This is a genomic window from Acinetobacter sp. RRD8, assembly GCF_031844225.1.
Classification (GTDB): Bacteria; Pseudomonadota; Gammaproteobacteria; order Pseudomonadales; family Moraxellaceae; genus Acinetobacter.
This window is the reverse complement of record NZ_JAUZUU010000001.1, coordinates 541,882-559,434: the sequence shown is the minus strand read 5'-3', so window position 1 is coordinate 559,434 and position 17,553 is coordinate 541,882. Positions and strand designations below refer to the sequence as shown.

The 17,553-nt window shown below is 43.0% G+C and carries 15 protein-coding genes and 1 tRNA gene; 7 read left to right on the top strand and 9 right to left on the bottom strand.

Annotation, left to right across the window (positions count from 1 at the left end; all coding sequences use genetic code 11):
* Positions 1-272: 272 nt before the first annotated feature.
* The 3 genes from Q9R24_RS02705 to Q9R24_RS02695 form a co-directional block, all read right to left on the bottom strand.
* Positions 273-1,517, bottom strand: a complete 1,245-nt coding sequence (locus Q9R24_RS02705) for an OmpP1/FadL family transporter (protein ID WP_178928423.1) — start codon at positions 1,515-1,517, stop codon at positions 273-275.
* 340 nt (positions 1,518-1,857) lie between these two features.
* Positions 1,858-1,933 (bottom strand) — tRNA-Arg (locus tag Q9R24_RS02700).
* A gap of 88 nt (positions 1,934-2,021) precedes the next feature.
* Complete coding sequence (locus Q9R24_RS02695; RefSeq protein WP_035342426.1) at positions 2,022-3,377, bottom strand: amino acid permease; 1,356 nt, start codon at positions 3,375-3,377, stop codon at positions 2,022-2,024.
* 332 nt (positions 3,378-3,709) lie between these two features.
* Between Q9R24_RS02695 and prpF the strand changes: the two genes are divergently transcribed.
* Together prpF and Q9R24_RS02685 are read left to right on the top strand one after the other, a co-directional pair.
* Positions 3,710-4,900, top strand: a complete 1,191-nt coding sequence (gene prpF, locus Q9R24_RS02690; protein ID WP_311203659.1) for a 2-methylaconitate cis-trans isomerase PrpF — start codon at positions 3,710-3,712, stop codon at positions 4,898-4,900.
* A 225-nt stretch (positions 4,901-5,125) separates the two neighbouring features.
* Complete coding sequence (locus tag Q9R24_RS02685; protein ID WP_247143972.1) at positions 5,126-6,031, top strand: polyprenyl synthetase family protein; 906 nt, start codon at positions 5,126-5,128, stop codon at positions 6,029-6,031.
* Between the two features lie 82 nt (positions 6,032-6,113).
* On the opposite strand, the gene putP is transcribed toward Q9R24_RS02685, so the two are convergent.
* The 5 genes from putP to Q9R24_RS02660 all read right to left on the bottom strand — a co-directional run bounded on the left by putP (position 6,114) and on the right by Q9R24_RS02660 (position 10,870).
* The gene (putP, locus tag Q9R24_RS02680; protein ID WP_311203658.1) at positions 6,114-7,604 is read right to left on the bottom strand and encodes a sodium/proline symporter PutP; all 1,491 of its coding nucleotides are present in this window, start codon (positions 7,602-7,604) and stop codon (positions 6,114-6,116) included.
* 213 nt (positions 7,605-7,817) lie between these two features.
* Positions 7,818-8,672, bottom strand: coding sequence for an SPFH domain-containing protein (locus Q9R24_RS02675; protein WP_004279377.1), 855 nt, complete (start codon positions 8,670-8,672; stop codon positions 7,818-7,820).
* Positions 8,673-8,684: 12 nt separating this feature from the next.
* Complete coding sequence (locus Q9R24_RS02670) at positions 8,685-9,158, bottom strand: NfeD family protein (RefSeq protein WP_005104688.1); 474 nt, start codon at positions 9,156-9,158, stop codon at positions 8,685-8,687.
* Between the two features lie 101 nt (positions 9,159-9,259).
* The gene (locus tag Q9R24_RS02665; RefSeq protein ID WP_311203657.1) at positions 9,260-10,177 is read right to left on the bottom strand and encodes a patatin-like phospholipase family protein; all 918 of its coding nucleotides are present in this window, start codon (positions 10,175-10,177) and stop codon (positions 9,260-9,262) included.
* Between the two features lie 63 nt (positions 10,178-10,240).
* Positions 10,241-10,870 (bottom strand): 1-acyl-sn-glycerol-3-phosphate acyltransferase, encoded by a 630-nt coding sequence (locus Q9R24_RS02660; RefSeq protein WP_311203656.1) that lies wholly within the window; start codon positions 10,868-10,870, stop codon positions 10,241-10,243.
* A 137-nt stretch (positions 10,871-11,007) separates the two neighbouring features.
* Between Q9R24_RS02660 and Q9R24_RS02655 the strand changes: the two genes are divergently transcribed.
* The 3 genes from Q9R24_RS02655 (at position 11,008) to Q9R24_RS02645 (ending at position 14,386) form a co-directional block, all read left to right on the top strand.
* Complete coding sequence (locus Q9R24_RS02655) at positions 11,008-12,246, top strand: MFS transporter (protein ID WP_311203655.1); 1,239 nt, start codon at positions 11,008-11,010, stop codon at positions 12,244-12,246.
* A gap of 136 nt (positions 12,247-12,382) precedes the next feature.
* Positions 12,383-13,537 (top strand): porin, encoded by a 1,155-nt coding sequence (locus Q9R24_RS02650; RefSeq protein ID WP_004279382.1) that lies wholly within the window; start codon positions 12,383-12,385, stop codon positions 13,535-13,537.
* 147 nt (positions 13,538-13,684) lie between these two features.
* Positions 13,685-14,386, top strand: coding sequence for an HAD family hydrolase (locus Q9R24_RS02645; RefSeq protein WP_311203654.1), 702 nt, complete (start codon positions 13,685-13,687; stop codon positions 14,384-14,386).
* Here the strand turns inward: Q9R24_RS02645 and Q9R24_RS02640 are convergent.
* Positions 14,383-15,060, bottom strand: a complete 678-nt coding sequence (locus Q9R24_RS02640; RefSeq protein WP_004730345.1) for a DUF421 domain-containing protein — start codon at positions 15,058-15,060, stop codon at positions 14,383-14,385. The two genes, Q9R24_RS02645 and Q9R24_RS02640, sit on opposite strands and share 4 nt — an antisense overlap.
* A gap of 483 nt (positions 15,061-15,543) precedes the next feature.
* On the opposite strand from Q9R24_RS02640, the gene Q9R24_RS02635 reads away from it, so the two are divergent.
* Together Q9R24_RS02635 and Q9R24_RS02630 are read left to right on the top strand one after the other, a co-directional pair.
* Positions 15,544-16,230 carry a carbonic anhydrase family protein gene (locus tag Q9R24_RS02635; protein WP_311203671.1) on the top strand — a complete coding sequence of 229 codons (687 nt, stop codon included), beginning with the start codon at positions 15,544-15,546 and terminating at the stop codon, positions 16,228-16,230.
* A 143-nt stretch (positions 16,231-16,373) separates the two neighbouring features.
* On the top strand, positions 16,374-17,417 hold the full coding sequence (locus tag Q9R24_RS02630) for a molecular chaperone DnaJ (protein ID WP_311203653.1): 1,044 nt from the start codon (positions 16,374-16,376) through the stop codon (positions 17,415-17,417).
* Positions 17,418-17,553: the final 136 nt, after the last annotated feature.

Sequence of the window (17,553 nt, the reverse complement as noted above, 5' to 3'; positions counted from 1 at the left end):
ATACAAAAAGAGTAAATGCTCAACTACGGTTGTAAAATGAACTGAAAAGTTAAAAATTGTACTTGTGTAGAGTAAAAACACTAAAAAAAATATTAATTTTATGATTTATATGGATTTATTTTTAGATGCTGAGTGGCTGATTGAATATTATGCAAAATGTTTAAGTGTTTGTTTATTGCTCAAATGAATCACAAGTGTATAAAAAAGAGCGTAGGTGTCATTGTTGAAAATGAAAAAACCATCTTTGCAGATGGTTTTTTCAGTATTAGTAATTAGAACTTGTAACCGATTTTTAAGCCATAAGCTAAAGCATCATTGTCATTAAATTCTGCAACATAAGTATCTGATCCAAAGTTAGATGCGGCTTGCGCTTTTGCATCGCCTAACCAGAAGTATTTAACACCACCAGCGATAAAGGTTGCAGGTGTTGGACTATATTGAAGTCCTAAGCCAACATTCCAGTAACCTTCAGTTGGGCCAAGAGTTGATATAGGATTACCTGCACCAGAATCCCAACCTACTGAGACATTACCTGCCCATAGATCATTAAATTTACGGCCTACACCTACGTTTGCTGACCATTGGTCATCAGTATAACCAACAATATCAAAGCCATTTGGGTTGTCTGGAGTCTGGCCTAGCGCACCTAGAGTATCTGCAACAGTTCCGAATTGTTTTAGGTCAAGAGAAAAGTCTTTCCAATTCACCCAACGTACATTTGCAAAGGCAACTGTATTTGCCATGATCCCTGTTTGGAAATCAAGGTTAACAGATTGGGGAGTTGTAATATTTGCATCTGTTGCTACATCGTAAACAGGGCTACTGCCAACAAATGCTAATACGTTACTTTGACCATATTCGCGAGCAGATGCTTTGTGGTCAATTTCAGAGCGATAAGTGATAGATGTTTTTAAAGCAATTTCAGGAATTTGATAAGCAAAGCCAGCTAACCAGCCAACTGCACCATCTTCATCTAAATCAGCATTATATAAGCCAAGGCCGTTAGCTGAACCATATGCCGCACCACGTAATTGAACATTACCTTTAATTGTTTGATAAACAGGACCAGCATAAATGTTGAAATTTTCATTTGGCTGGAAACCAAAAATCATAGACAAACTTTGAGTGTCAACTTCTACTTCAGTTGCTTCACCGTTTAAGTGGAACAAACCTGTATTGAGACCAACAAGTGGGTCACTTGTTGAGTATGCAGCATCAGCACCAAATGGTTGGTCATAGATCAAACCAAATGAGAAGTGGTCTGTTACTTGTAATTTAAGAGCAGCTGAGGGGAAGTAGTAATCATCTCCCATGTCAGAAAGATTGCCGCCACCAGCAGTTGAAATAGCCTTCCCAGATACATCTGGATCTAATACAGAAATACCTGCTTCAAAATAGTTACCAGGTTGCAAGAATGCAGAGATTGACTGACCTGAACGATCTAGAGCAGCGGCAAATGCCCCGGTCATTGGTACAGTTGCTAAAATCATTGCTGTCGTTAATGTCTTTAATTTCATTCTACGTCTTTCCTTGAGGTGCAAATGCAAATGTTTGTTGCTCATTTTGTGTTTATGTTTTTTGGCTTTTGGAGAAGTCGGTTAACCGAAATCATTTGTTACTCCGTGTCACAAAAATAGCACAATTAAAATAAGAGTAAATGCTCTAGATATAACTAATCAGTTCAAAAAGTAATCATAATAGAGTTTTTACACCAAAAAATAGCCTCATTTTGAAATAAGTATTTGAAAGTAAAGGAAATAAAATAATGAAGAAAAAATGATTTTTTGTATAAAAAATATTCTAAAAATATGAAGATTAACGCTAATTTTTTGAAGTATAGATCACATTTTGAAAGGATGGTGCGCCCTGCGGGACTCGAACCCACGTCGGTCGCTTAGGAGGCAACTGCTCTATCCAGTTAAGCTAAGGGCGCGAAAAGAAGGCTATTGTACTGTAAAAAATACAAAAAAAAGTTATTGCCGAAGCAATAACTTTTAAGGACTCATAGCTACAGGAGTTGTCTAGGTATTTTTAGGCTTAAGTAACTTAAACAGACCGAACATGACCACAATCCAAAGCGGGATCATCAAAATAGATTCCTGGAATCCTTGCGTCCACATGATGTAAAGAATCGTAAGAATAAAACCAAGAACCAGAATATTGCCCGCCGGAGACCACAGCGCAGGGAAGGAAGTCTTTTGTCCTAGCTTTTTCATGCTCTGAATGAACTTGAGATGGGTCAGGGTAATCATGGCCCAGTTCAATACCAATGCACCGACTACGATGTAAATCAGATGACTTAGGGCATCTTCAGGCACGAAGTAGTTGAGTAGCACACAGCCAAAAATCAGCACGGCAGAGAACAATACAGCAGGAATTGGCGTACCTTGCTTATTCACTTTCATGAAGACTTTAGGTGCATTTCCTTGTTGAGCCAGACCGTAGAGCATCCGGCTGTTGGCATACATACCACTGTTATACACAGACAGTGCTGCTGTCAGGATAATAAAGTTCAGTAAGTGTGCTGCCCAGTCAATGCCAAGCTGGCTGAAAATCATCACGAAAGGACTTTTGTCCAGACCACCAAGCTCAAGCTGATTCCAAGGCACGAGTGATAACAGAATGGTCAAGGCGCCGACATAGAAAATCAGAATACGGAAAACCACCTGATTAATGGCTTTCGGAATGGTTTTTTCCGGATTTTCAGCTTCTGCCGCTGCCATACCGATCAGTTCAATACCACCGAAGGCAAACATCAGGAAGGCCAGCATGTAGAACAGACCTTCAAAACCATTCGGAAAGAAACCGCCCGCGGTCCAAAGATTGCTAAAAGATGCGCCTGAAGAAGCATCAGCAGTCAGGATCAGATACAAGCCAAAGACAATCATCGAGATGACCGCAGTCACTTTAATGATAGAAAGCCAGAATTCTGATTCACCGTAGAATTTCACATTGCCGAGGTTGACCAGTGTAATCACGATAAAGAAAAACAATACCGATGCCCAGGCTGGAATATGAGGCCACCAGTAGTTGATATATTTCGCAACCGCAGTAAGTTCGGTCATGGCCACCAGGATATACAGAATCCAGTAGTTCCAACCCGCAAGGAAACCGGGAAATTTTCCCCAGTATTTATAAGCAAAATGGCTGAATGAACCTGCGACAGGTTCATGAACAATCATCTCACCCAATTGACGCATGATTAAAAATGCAATCAGGCCCCCAATGGCATAGCCTAAAATAATAGAAGGACCCGCAGATTGGATCACCTGTGCGGAACCTAAGAATAAGCCTGTGCCAATTGCACCGCCCATGGCGATCAACTGAATATGACGGTTCTTTAAGCCACGCTGAAGTTGTGAAGACTCGTTATTCAAAGTGTTCAGCCCGACAATGGAAAATGATAAGTGGCTGATTGTAATTGATCAGACTAAAGAAGCCTAGTCCATCCTAAGAATGAAATATTGTTGAAGGAATGATAAAAAATATTCATATAAATAACTGAAATAAAATATAAATGAATCAATATATTAATTTTATTGAAACTGTTACTGACGAGTTCTCTATTTTCTTGGATAAAATACAAATGCCGTTTTTTTATACTAAGGTCTGGCAGCCAAGCAGTTCTGCTTTCAACATACTATACTTTGAATATAAATATTGAATAACCTGTACGAAAACAAAGACAAGTCAAAGGATGAAATAATTCATGAGTTTTGCCGCCCAAATCAAGATTCCTGCAACCTATATGCGTGGAGGCACCAGTAAAGGTGTTTTCTTTAAGCTGGATGACCTGCCTGTAGAAGCACAACAGCCTGGCCGGATTCGTGACCAGCTTTTGCTACGCGTGATTGGTAGCCCAGATCCATATGGGAAACAGATCGACGGTATGGGTGGTGCCAGTTCCAGTACTAGTAAAACGGTCATTCTGTCAAAAAGCCTGCACGCTGATCATGATGTCGATTATTTATTTGGTCAGGTGTCAATTGACCGTCCTTTTGTAGACTGGAGCGGTAACTGCGGCAATCTGACCGCGGCAGTGGGAGCATTTGCCATTTCCAATGGTCTGGTCGATGCCGAACGTATTCCTGAAAATGGGTTATGCACGGTACGGATCTGGCAGGCCAATATCCAGAAAGCCATTATCGCGCATGTGCCGATGCAAAATGGACAGGTGCAGGAGCTGGGTGATTTCGTACTGGATGGCGTGACCTTTCCTGCGGCCGAAGTACAAATCGAGTTTCTGGATCCAGCTGATGACGATGCTGAAGGCGGTTCAATGTTTCCAACAGGTAATCTGGTCGATACTTTGGAAGTTCCCAATATTGGCAGTTTCGAAGTGACCATGATTAATGCCGGCATTCCGACGGTATTTTTGAATGCTGGAGATCTCGGTTATAAGGGTACCGAGCTTCAGGATCATATCAATAATGACGTGGCAGCCCTGACAAAATTTGAGACAATTCGTGCCTATGCGGCGAAGCAGATGGGACTGATTCAGAATATTGCAGAAGCCGTAACCCGACAACATACTCCAAAAATTGCCTTTGTTGCACCACCGAGTAGCTATACCTCTTCAAGTGGCAAAACTGTCACTGAATCAGACACCGATATTCTGGTTCGTGCCTTGTCTATGGGTAAACTCCATCATGCCATGATGGGTACGGCTGCGGTGGCGATTGGTACAGCTGCAGCAATTCCCGGAACACTGGTGAACCGGGTCGCAGGCGGAGTAGAGCGTGAAGCGGTGCGTTTCGGTCATCCTTCCGGGACGTTGAGAGTCGGTGCACAAGCAAGTTTTGAAAATGGTGAGTGGAAAGTGAAAAAGGCCATCATGAGCCGGAGTGCCCGCGTCTTGATGGAAGGCTGGGTGCGCGTACCAGAAGATGTTCTCGTTTAAATGCTGTGCATACATTTAACCTGAATAAAACCACCGGTTCTGCGGTGGTTTTTTTATGGTTTAAAATCTCTGACTTGCTTGTTTGATGTTGAATAGCAAATTTCAGCAGAACAATTCAATTTATGGCTGAAAATTCAAGGCATTTCTAGGTACAATGCCTGATCAGCGTACAGGCATTTATTCGCTTGTCATTTTATTCTTCTGGACTACGTATTCGAGGCGAATGTGTCATCTATCACTGACGTATCAACCCATGCACTCACTCAAGCACAACACCGCATTCAACAGGATTTATTGACCGCTCTGGAAGCCTTTGCTATTCCGGAACCTTTAAGGTCGGCAGTCCATCATGCTGTGATGCTTGGCGGTAAACGAGTACGTCCAGCACTATGCTATGCCACCGCCGCATTAAAACCCAACCAGAATAGCGCTGCAGTGCGCCGTGCAGCGGTTGCGATCGAGTTTATTCACTGCTATTCACTAGCCCATGATGATCTGCCGTGTATGGACAATGATTTGCTACGTCGTGGCCAGCCGACCTGTCATGTGGCTTATGGAGAAGATACAGCACTTTTGGCAGGTGATATCCTGCAGTCTATGGCTTTTGAAATTTTGGGTAGCCGTCTGTTCGATCAGGGGCCAGCGGTAGAAGCTTCCATTGTACTGAAGCAGATGCAGATTCTGGCAACCGCTTCTTCGAAAATGGTGAATGGTCAGGTTTTAGATTTGCAGTCTGAAGGCAAGAAAATCGATCAGCAAGCACTGGAAAATATTCATCGCAATAAAACCGGTGCTTTGATTAGTGCCGCGATCATGATGGCGGCGGTGACTATTTTTGAGGGTACCGATCTGGCCATTCCTAAATTACGTGAGTTTGGACAGGCGATTGGTCTGGCCTTTCAGGTACAGGATGATATTTTGGATATTATTTCCGATACCGAAGTGTTGGGGAAAACAGCCGGCAAGGATGAACAGGTAGAAAAATCGACCTATCCGGCATTGATGGGTTTGGAGCAGGCCAAAGCCTATGCCCAGCAATTACATGATCAGGCGATCAATGCCTTGAACCATTTTGAAGGGGCGGAAGAGTTGAGGCAAATTACCCAGTTCCTGCTCACGCGCAAAAGCTGATTGGAGCATTATTTTCCTTAAAAGGTTTAAAGTAATTCCATAAAAAAGAGGACTTGAAGTCCTCTTTTTAGTTGATACAGAATTATTTGCTTTCGTTATACAGGCGTTCAGCTTCTTCAAAACGGTTAGTAATTTCTGCTGTTGGTGCTTTACCCATCAGGCTCACCACCACAATCGCCAGCATTGAACACATAAAACCAGGAACGATTTCATACAGGCCAGTGTCAGCAAACAGGTTCTTCCAGAAAATAACCACGACTGCACCCACGATCATACCGGCCAAAGCACCATTCAAAGTCATGCGTTTCCAGAACAATGACAGGATAATCAGCGGGCCAAAAGCGGCACCAAAACCTGCCCAGGCATAAGCCACCAGACCCAGAACTTTAGATTCAGGATTACCCGCCATCCAGATCGCCAGCAAGGCAATCAGCAGTACCATCAAACGGCCAACCCAGACCAGTTCTTTTTGCGAGGCATTTTTACGCAGGAAAGATTTATAGAAGTCTTCTGTCAAGGTGCTTGAACAGACCAATAACTGACAGCTTAAAGTACTCATTACTGCCGCCAGAATCGCCGCCAGAACTACACCTGCAATCCATGGGTTAAACAGGATTTTGGTCAGTTCCATAAATACCGTTTCAGGATTGGCATTCACCACGCTTGCCGGTTCTGGATGCTGCTCGAAATAAGCAATACCGAAGAAGCCGGCTGCGACTGCACCGCCCAGACACAGAATCATCCAGGTCATGCCAATACGACGTGCATTTGGAATGGATTTGACTGAATCTGCAGCCATGAAGCGCACTAGAATATGCGGCTGGCCAAAGTAACCCAGACCCCAAGCCAAGAGCGAGATAATCGCAACAAGACTGAGATCACCCAGAATATTCATTGCTTGAGGACGAGCAGCCTCCAGTGCCAAAGTCACCTGGGACATATCCGAGAACGCCATTAACGTTACGATTGGTGTCAGCAACAGGGCAAAGATCATCAGCCCCGCCTGAATGGTATCGGTCCAGCTCACAGCCAGGAAGCCACCAATAAACACATAGCTGATGGTGGCAATGGCACTGATCCAGAGCGCGGTGCTATAAGACATGTCAAACATGCTTTCGAACAGACGCGCGCCTGCAACCATGCCGGAAGCACAGTAAATCGCAAAGAAAATCAGAATCACGAAAGCCGAAACAATACGCAGGATTTTCTTCTGGTCGTTAAAACGATTCGAGAAATAATCCGGCAGGGTCAGGGCATTGTGCTGAACTTCGGTATGCACCCTCAGACGGCCAGCAACCAGCAGCCAGTTGAGCCAGGCACCAATAATCAGACCGATGGCAATCCACATCTCAGACAGGCCGGAAAGATAAATCGCACCGGGCAGGCCCATGAGGAGCCAGCCACTCATGTCGGAAGCCCCTGCAGAAAGTGCAGTGACAAAACTCCCTAAACGTCGGCCCCCTAAGATGTAATCGGAAAAGTTGCTTGTCGCGCGATAAGCCATCAGGCCGATCACCACCATTGCGACAATATAGAAAAGAAAAGTAATTAAGGTTGGATTTAGGGAGCTCATACGGTATCCATTTTTAAGTTGGACAGTAGATCGAAACAAGGAATAAGACAGCTGCGAAAAGCTTTAATCCGAAAGCCAGGCAACATCAAATCTAGTAGATTTCAAAAATAAACGCGAAATTTAACCATAAATTCACAATCTTTGCTGAGATTTTCTTGCGCGAATAAAAATAGGCAACCCTCGGGCTGCCTATGTATAAAGTCAAAATATAAATTAGTTAGGGCGACCCATGACACCACGGATCGTATTTAACACATCGGCTGGAAGTACTACCGTCTTGGCATTTGGCGATTTGGCCATATCTTGCATGGCTTTAATATACTGTTCACCAAGTAAATAGGCGACCGGAATTTCATTATCACCAATGGCGGAAGTCACCATGTCAATTGCACGTTGTGAAGATTCAGCCAGTACCACTTGCGCTTCAGCATCACGGCGTGAGGCTTCCAGACGGCCATCCGCTTCTAGAATTGCGGCTTGTTTTTCACCGTCCGCTTTGGTGACGGTCGCACGACGCTGACGTTCAGCTGCTGCCTGTTCTTCCATTGCAGTCTGCATGGTGATTGAAGGCTTAATATCCTGAATTTCTACAGTTTTTAAGGTAATACCCCAGTCCGAGATATCATCGGAAATACTAGATTTTAAGCGTGCCTTAATATGATCACGCGAAGATAAAGCATCATCCAGATCCATTTCCCCGACAATCGAACGCAGTGAGGTTTGCACTAGGTTCTGAATCGCCCAGGAATAGTTTTCAATCCCGTACACGGCTTTTTCTGGTGTGGTCAGATTAATATAAGCCACGGCATTCATCAGCAGGACCGCATTATCACGGGTAATCACTTCCTGTGAAGGAATATCCAGAACGATATCTTTGGTTGTGACTTTATAAGCGACTTCATCGACATAAGGAATGACAAAATTTAGACCCGGATTTAGTGTGGTGTGGTATTTACCGAGACGCTGTACAATCCATTTGTAGCCTTGCGGCACAATCCGCACACCTTTAAAAATGGTAATCGCAACAAAGGCCAGAAACGCGATAACAATGATAGAACCACCAGACATAGCTTATTCACCTTATTGATTTTGATAATTTGTGCTGTGAGGTTGTACGACCAGGTCATTACCCAGAATATCCACGACGCGAACGCGGTCTCCGACCTGAACTGGGTCCAGAGTTCGGCATTCCCATTCATCCGAACCTAAAACTGGCATCGGAAAGCGCACCCGGATTTGCCCATGATCCAGATTAGTCTGAATCACCATGCCCACCTGACCAATGGTCGCTTCACGCGATAGACCGGCTTTGGTCTTGTCAATGGAAAGTGGCTTGATAAACTTAAACCAGAGCAGCGTACACAGAACAGAAAGTACGATCCAGGTCAGGAGCTGGGTCGTCAGTCCCATCATCGGGAACATCCAGTACAGGACGCCAACCATGATGGCACCGATCCCGAACCAAAGGGCAGCAAATGCGGGCAGCAGTAATTCCGACAGAATCAGAAGAATGCCTAATACAAACCAGTGCCAAGGTTCAAGAACTAATTCCATATCGTGACCTATATCGCTAAGTATTTAATTAATCATCATCTTTATATGATTGATCTTCAATGTAGCAGATGCGGCAGCAGATGAATATAAAAAATCATGCATCAAAATTTTGCCGGACGTGGCGGTTTAAATGCCGCTGGCGACTGCTTAAAGTTGTTAATGGCTTTTTCAATAGTACGGATTTTCAGTTGAGCAGCCTTTTCACCTTCCAGAATGGTGGCATTGCTGGCTTTCAGGTCTAAAGTACCGATATGGCCGACTTTGGGCTGAATCACCACAGTGGCCTGGCTCAACTCTTCATTAATGCTTTGCTGTCCCATAATATTTAGGGTCTGATCCAGTACGCCCCACATATTCAAGGCTTTATTACCATCCGGACGGGCAGAAATATCCACGGCAATCACAATATCTGCTCCCATATCTTTGGCGGTCTTGACCGGAATCGGACTGACCAGACCACCATCGACATATTTGGTGCCGCCAATCACGGCAGGCACAAACACATTCGGAATACTGCAGGACGCTCGGACTGCCTGTCCGGCATTGCCTTTAATAAAATCTGCCTTGCGGCCATTGTCCAGGCGAGTGGCGACTGCCGCAAAACGAATCGGGAACTGTTCAATCGGTTTGTTCGTCACATTCTTATTGACGAAATCCTGCAATTTTTGCCCAGCAATAATCCCTTGCCGGTTCAAGGTTAAATCGCGGATATCCGATTCTTTAAAATTCAGGGCAATCTGCTGTAACTGATAAGGCGATTTACCACTGGCATATAAGCTACCGACAAAACTGCCAGCACTGGTTCCGGTGACAATCTTCGGTTTGATGCCGTGTGATTCGAGCACTTTAATGACGCCAATATGGGCAAAACCTTTGGCACCGCCACCACCGAGGGCAATGGCGACGACAGGTTCACGGGCTTTTATTGGTGTGGCAGGCGTAGGTGTTTTAGTGGCTTTGTCACAGGCTGCAATACTGAAACCAAGGCAGACAATTAAGGCATAACGGGCTAATTTCATTATAAAAACTGGTGATTAAATCAACAAAATTCAGGCTATCACATCAAAAAAAGCCGTATTTGCCTAGTCTTTTTTCAAAAGCTTTTGTAACGGCTTGGCCACCCAGTCCGGATTTTTGGCCGAGAATTTACCTTCGTAATGCTGATAAATCTGTTCCAGGTCGTATTCATAATCACCGGTCAGATGGTACACGCCCAGGATATGAATGGTCTTGATATCATAATCAAAAGAAAACATCACAATCGGCAAATGGGCTACCTTGGCAATATGATAAAAACCGCTGCGAATTTTTTCTGGTGCCTTACGTGAACCTTCCGGTGCCATACCGACCCAGATCTGTTCTGATTTTTCAATAATCTCGACAATCTGTCGGGTATGACCTTGTGGACTATCTCGGACGACAGGAACGACGCCAATCCATTCCAGTACCGGTTTTAGCGGTGTACGAAACAGGCTGTCTTTACCAAAAATCGTAATCTGAATACCGAGACCAAGCAAGGCATTAAAACCCAGCCATGCATCAATATTGGAGGTGTGCGGAGAAATAATCGCGACTGCTTTAGGTAAGTCTGGAAATTCACCTTCCAGACGCCAGCCTTGGCTCAAAAAAAGCTGCCTGAAAAAAGTCCGGCTCAGCTTGCTGCCGCGGGATGGCACATGCGGCGGGAGTTGGGGGAAACGTGTCTGGGCCATTGCTTATGTCTCGTCCTGAAACTAATTTTTCTTTATTTTTTATTATATTAGACTGTTGTAAAATCCGGATCATTGGCAAAATGTATAGCATCTCAAATGCTGGTGATGCATTTTCACCTTAAGGACTTAGCCTAAATATGCGGAATACCTATATTTTACTGTTTTCGCTGTATTGGGCACAGGGGCTTCCGGTCGGGTTTATGACGCATGCCTTGCCAGTCATTCTGCGAGCTGAAGGGGTATCGCTGGCGCATATCGGGGGCTTTGGTCTGTTAATGCTGCCTTGGTCGATTAAAATATTCTGGGCACCTTTAGTTGATCGGCATGGATCGAGCGCCAAAGGTCATTACCGTAGCTGGATTATTCCCTTGCAATGGCTGTCAGTTGCTGTATTGATTGGGCTCTCATTTCTACCGATTCAGGCCTTGAATCAGCCGCTGTATTTACTGCTGTTTTTTATCACGCTTTTGTTGATGAATGGTATTGGTGCGACGCAGGATATTGCGACCGATGCACTGGCAGTCAATATTCTGAAAAATGAACAGCAACATTGGGGTAATACCTTTCAGGTGATTGGTTCTCGTCTGGGATTCATTGTCGGAGGTGGGGCCATATTATGGTTGCTCGATCTGCTGCAATGGCAAGCTACCTTTCTATTATTGGCAGCTCTGGTCTTTATTAATACTTTACCCATTTTATTTTTTAGAGAATCTCAGCATTCAAAAATTATCACGCCAGCTGATAAAGGACCTGCACTCAGCAATATAAAAACCTATTTTCAATACTTCTGGTCGGATTCAACCTTGGCTGCTTGGTTAATGGTTTTATTGACCTTTAAAATCGCCGATGGTTTATCCGGGCCTTTATTAAAACCTTTAATGGTAGATCTCGGACTGAGCTTTAGCCAGATTGGCCTTTATGTCACCATGCTGGGAGCATTGGCTGCCTTGATTGGGGCAGGACTGGCTGGTTGGTGCCTGAAATACTGGTCGCGCAGCTCGAGTTTGATCGTTTTCTCAATTCTAAAAATATTAAGCTTAATAGCTTATGCCTGGCTGGCTGGCCAGTATGAAGCTCAAAACAAAGTAGAAAATTGGATCATTTATCTGATCAATGCGGCCGAAGACATGGTCTCAGCCATGCTTTTGGTGGTCATGTTGACCTTGGTCATGCAATACAGTCGCAAGCATCTGGCTGGTACTGATTTCACCTTTCAGGTGGCACTGATGGCTACGGTGAGTGGGGGACTTTATAGTCTGAGTGGTATTTTGGGAGATGCTTTAGGCTATCAAAATTATCTGAATCTGATTGTGATCGTGGCAATTATCTGTTTAATTCCAATTTTCCGATGGATGAAAGTTGCAGAAAAATTATAAAATTTCTAAATAATCAACTGTTTGGTTAAATGTTAGCCTAAAGTACTAAATAGAATATATAAATATTAATTTAATAATTTTGTAATATAAGCGCCGTGTGTATTATTTGTTACAAAATAAATTAAGGATTTTTTTGATGAAAACTAAGTTAGCAACAGCAATTGCATTCAGCCTTTTGGCGGGGACAACTTTTGCAGCACCAACTTTTTATGGTGAGATTGATGCCACAGTTGATTATTTACCTGAAGACAATGCTTCACCTGTGTCTGATCGCGATGTTATTGAACTGAATACTAATAATTCATTCTTGGGTTTAAAAGGTGAGGAGAAACTTACTGACCGTTTAAGTGGGCTTTATCAAGCTGAATTTACCTTCTATGTAGACAATGGTGGAAGTACAGATACATTTGTACCGCGTAATCTTTTAGTCGGTCTTAAAGATGAAAAGTTAGGTACAGTAAAACTAGGTAAAATCGATACGCCTGTAAAACAGCTTTCTTCAGTAGTTGATACTTTCAATAACTATGTTGCAAATAAAGCGGATATGGCAGGTATCTTTACCGGTGAAAACCGTATCGATAATGTTGTCGTCTATGAAGCTCCTGGCTTTGCAGTCGGTGAAGGTAAACTAAAAGCAACTGCACTATTAGCTACAGGTGAAGCCGGTGGTATTAGCTCTTCTAAAGGCGGTGCTAAAGTTGCAGGCCGTGGCTTAGGTGATGCATGGTCAGCATCTTTAGTATATGACAGCAAAGCAGTTGTTTTAGGTCTTGGTTATGATAAAGCGATTCCATCCAACTTTGCTGGTGTAGGTATCTTAAACACACAAAATGGTGAAATTGGTACAGCAAAAGCTTTGTTAGCTGCTGCTGATACAATTCGTGCGATTGGCCGAGTAAATGTAAATGATAACTTAGCCATTAAGGCGTTATTCCAAACATCTGATCTTGCAGAGGTTGAAGGTAATTCAAATGCAACTTCAGTGGCAAGTAATGGTATTGCTGTAAATGGTAATGATATTGATGATGCACAAGGCTGGCTAATTGGAGCAGAATATAAATTACCAAATGCTGATAAGTGGACAGTAAAAGGCCAATATAGTCAAAACTCTACAAGCTTTACAAAAGCCAATGTTGCAGATTTTGAAGCCCAACAAATTCTTGTGGGTGCAGACTATGCATTCTCTAAACAAGTAAAAGCATACGGTTACACGGGTCTTTTAACACTTGAACAAGGTTCAGCTGAAACTAAACAGCCAGTTGTTGGTACAGGTGTTGAATACAAATTCTAATTTAGACTTTGTAAGCTAAGAAAAGGCGGTGCTTTGGCATCGCTTTTTTTATGCTTAAAACAACAAAACTTAGCAATTTTATGTCTGATCTAACAAGTGTAGGGCTGTTAACATGATTGAAAGTTTCAGCATTTCGTTTTGAAAATTATGCCTATTCAAGCCGTTTTATTTGACCTCGACAATACCTTGACCCATCGTGATCTGACGACACAAGCCTATAGCCGTTATCTGGCAGAATATTATGCGCCCGCATTGGCACAGGTCGAGCCTGAAAAAATTATCGAGATTGTAAGACGCATCGATAATGGCGGTTATCCTAAAAAGGAATTGCTGACGCATGGTAGTATCGGGGCTTCGGCTGCTTATGCGTTGTTGCAGGAACTGTCTTGGTTAAATCCCCCAACCATAGATGAACTGGCCCAATTCTGGTTTAGCCAGTTTGGCCGTTTCGCCGTAGAAATGCCGGCAGCAGAGCAAGTATTAACGCAGCTGAAAGATGAGGGTTATCAGCTAGCCATTGTTTCCAATGGCGGACATGACACCCGTTTAAATACGATTCGGGGTTTGGGTATTGAAACTTATTTTGATGAGATCATCAGTTCCGGGCTGGTGGGTTTTAACAAACCACAGCCGGAAATATTCCAGATCACTGCAGAGCGTCTAGGCGTGCAGCCTGCACAGTGCCTGTATATTGGCGACCATCCAATTAATGATGTACAAGGAGCTACAGAGGCCGGAATGTATGCATTATGGATGCAAGGTTTCCATCCGGATGCCGAACATATTCAGCATAGAATTCAGCATCTGCCGGAAATTTTTGCCCATTTGCAGTTATTAAATCAGACTTAAGTTATTCTTAAACAGTCAATCGTTTCGGCCCATTGTGAAGAATCACAGCGCGGACATTGCTGGTCGGCATGTGAAAGGGTTTGTACCTGTCCACAGTAAATGCAGGCATATAATTGCCCGGCCTTGACCTGTTGGACTATAGAACAGGTTTTAGGAAAAAGTGGCAGCCCAGGCCGAACCTCATCCGATTTGAAAAACAGTATACTGAACTTACCGTCAGTTTCCAGTAAACCGGTACGAACCTGACCGAGATGTTCTACGCCTTGCTGGCGCATTTCGGCAAAGAATTCATCATGTGACATCTTACCTTTTTTAATTTCTTCAACGACCAGCACGCCATCTTCTACGATATAAATCGGTTTACCTTCCAGTAGGTCTTCAAACCACTGATATTTCATCATGAGCCAGGTGGTCAGGCGGTACATGATAATAATCACCGACATCACCAGAACTGCCTGAATCAGGGGAATATCTTCAGTAAACATCGGGTCGCCGGCAATCGAACCCAAGCTCAAAATGATAGCGACTTCGAAGATAGAAAGTTGACGTACCCCACGTTTTCCGGTCAGACGCAAAAACAGGATAATCATCGTGTACATCAGGGCACAACGCAGCAAAATTTCTGCGGTAAACTCCCAGGTGGTGTCATTTATAAATATGGTCGCCCAGTCCATTTAAATTCTTTATCCTCATTTTTCTCTTTGGCTCGAGTCTAGCAATATCAGTATTTTATTTGCTGCTGTGTTTATGTAAGTTTATGAATAAAGGTAGATTCTATTTAAAAAAGAAGCTTGAACTTAAAAATCTAGCTATTTGATCTATTGAAAATAAGATAGAGATTTCATGTAAATAATGCATAAAAAATCAGCAGATTAAATTTGAAGAAGATCACATTCTCTACTGTCTATTTTTAAATCTATAAAAGTATTATCCATTTGAAATTTATCAATATATATTCTGAATAATGTGTTTTGAATAATTAGGAGTGTTTAGAAATTTGTAAGCAAATCACTTCATCTTTATAAAAATCTGTAGTTTGTGGCCTGAAAAATAGAGTGATTACACTACTTTAATAAACTGTTTTTAAATTAGAAATTGTGATTTTGACTTCCAACAAGGGATGTATTGTGAAAAGAATATTCACGCTTTTAACGGTTATGGGTTTAAGTACAGCGGTCTGGGCAGATGCGGATTGGGATTATACTCAGCCTGAGCAATGGTCGACTTTGAGCCAGAAATATTCGGCCTGTAATGGTCTGAACCAGTCACCGATCAATATTGAGCGAACAGTAAAAGCTGAACTGGAACCGCTCAAGTTTAGCTATAACACCATGATTCATGCGATCGAAAATAAAGGTCATACTGTGCAGGTAGACTTTGCCCAAGGTGGTGAATTGCAGCTGGATGGCGATATCTTTGTACTGAAGCAGTTTCATTTGCATAGTCCGAGCGAAAACCTGATTAAAGGCAAAAGCTATCCACTGGAAATCCACTTTGTCCATGCCAATGCCAAAGGTGAGCTGGCTGTCGTGGGGATGATGTTCGAGCAGGGCGCAGAAAGCCAGATGCTCAAACGCATGTGGAACCGTTTACCGAAAAAGCAGGGTGAGAAAGTGGTTTTGAAAACGCCACAAAATGTGAATCAGATGTTGCCTAAGAATCTGGATTATTATCGCTTTAGCGGCTCGCTGACCACACCTCCGTGTTCGGAAGGCGTACGCTGGCTGATTCTGAAAGATATTCAGCAGGCTTCTGCCAAGCAGATTTCGGAATTTGCCAAACTGATGGGGCATCCAAATAACCGTCCGGTACAGTCCTTGAATGGCCGTGTAGTGCTGGAATAATCAATATGAGAGCGAAAAAGCAGACTTTGGTCTGCTTTTTTTAATTCTGATACAAATTTTGAAAGGGCACACTGAAAAGGACTTTGTGACGAAAGCTGAAAGATTTAATATGGATCTTATTTCTTCTTTGACCCTTTCCTGCCATGCTCTTCGACTTAAAAACCATGATTCAGCCATTCACAGCGCTTTCGCCACAGCAGAAGAAGCTGGATCATCTGATTGATAAAATCGAGCAACAGAAACAGGAATTACAACAATGGCAACAGGCTGAAGAAGATCTGCAGCAATATACCCATAAAACCTTCATGCCGGTCTATCATGAATTGCATGGCGTACTGTTCAAACAGTTGGAACAGCTCTGGAAGCATCTGCAGGAAACCCCATTTTCCAAGGCAGAACTGGTGGTGCTGGATGAAAAGATTCAGTACCTTGCAAATTATCTAAAAGACTCTCAGGCGATGTCGATGCAAGAAGCCCATAAGGTGAATGAAATCTTCACTTATTATCAGCAACGTGCCGAACATGCCCAGTTCAGAAAAAGCCAAAAGAAAATAAATGAACTGGAAACATTCTTTAAGAATGAGAATCCCTCAGATCTTGCAGATGCAGAAGTATTTGAAGAATGGGAATCAGACCATTTTCAGCAGGTACGTGAGCAAGCCAGATTAAAACGCCAGCAGGAAAAACAGGAGCAGGCAGCAAAGATGGCAGAGCAGTCATTAAAAACCGTATATTTAAAAATTGCTGCCATCATTCACCCTGACCGTGAAGTGAATGATGTCAAAAAAATCAAAAAAACTGAATTATTGCAACGTGCCAATGAGGCTTATGCAGAGCAGGATTTGTTTACGTTACTGAAAATGCAACTGCAGATCGAGCAAGATCAGGATGTTTCTAAAAAAGGTTTAAGCGCAGAGCAACTCAAGTTTTATCAACTGGCTTTGGATGCACAGAGCCAGAAATTACAAGAGCAGATTGATGCATTGATCCATAGATTGGTCTGGTCTTCAAAAACCAGAATTGCAGTGAAAAAGGCGAAAGGCAAGGTTCAAATTGCTGACCTGTATAAGCAAATTGATGAAGATACTTCAGCCATCAAACAGCAGATTAAAGTGGAAAAAGAACGGTTGATGTATATCAAAAAGGTGAGTGGCTTGGAGATGTTTTTAAGGCATGGGATGTTATAACTTAACAAGGAGTACCTCTCCCTTGCGCACTCAGAATATATTCTGAGGATACTCATCACTTGCGCTTCGCTTTAAAGCAGTGCTTTAAAACTTGCTCAGGAGAGGGGAAATCTATTACAGAATAAATTTAAGCTAG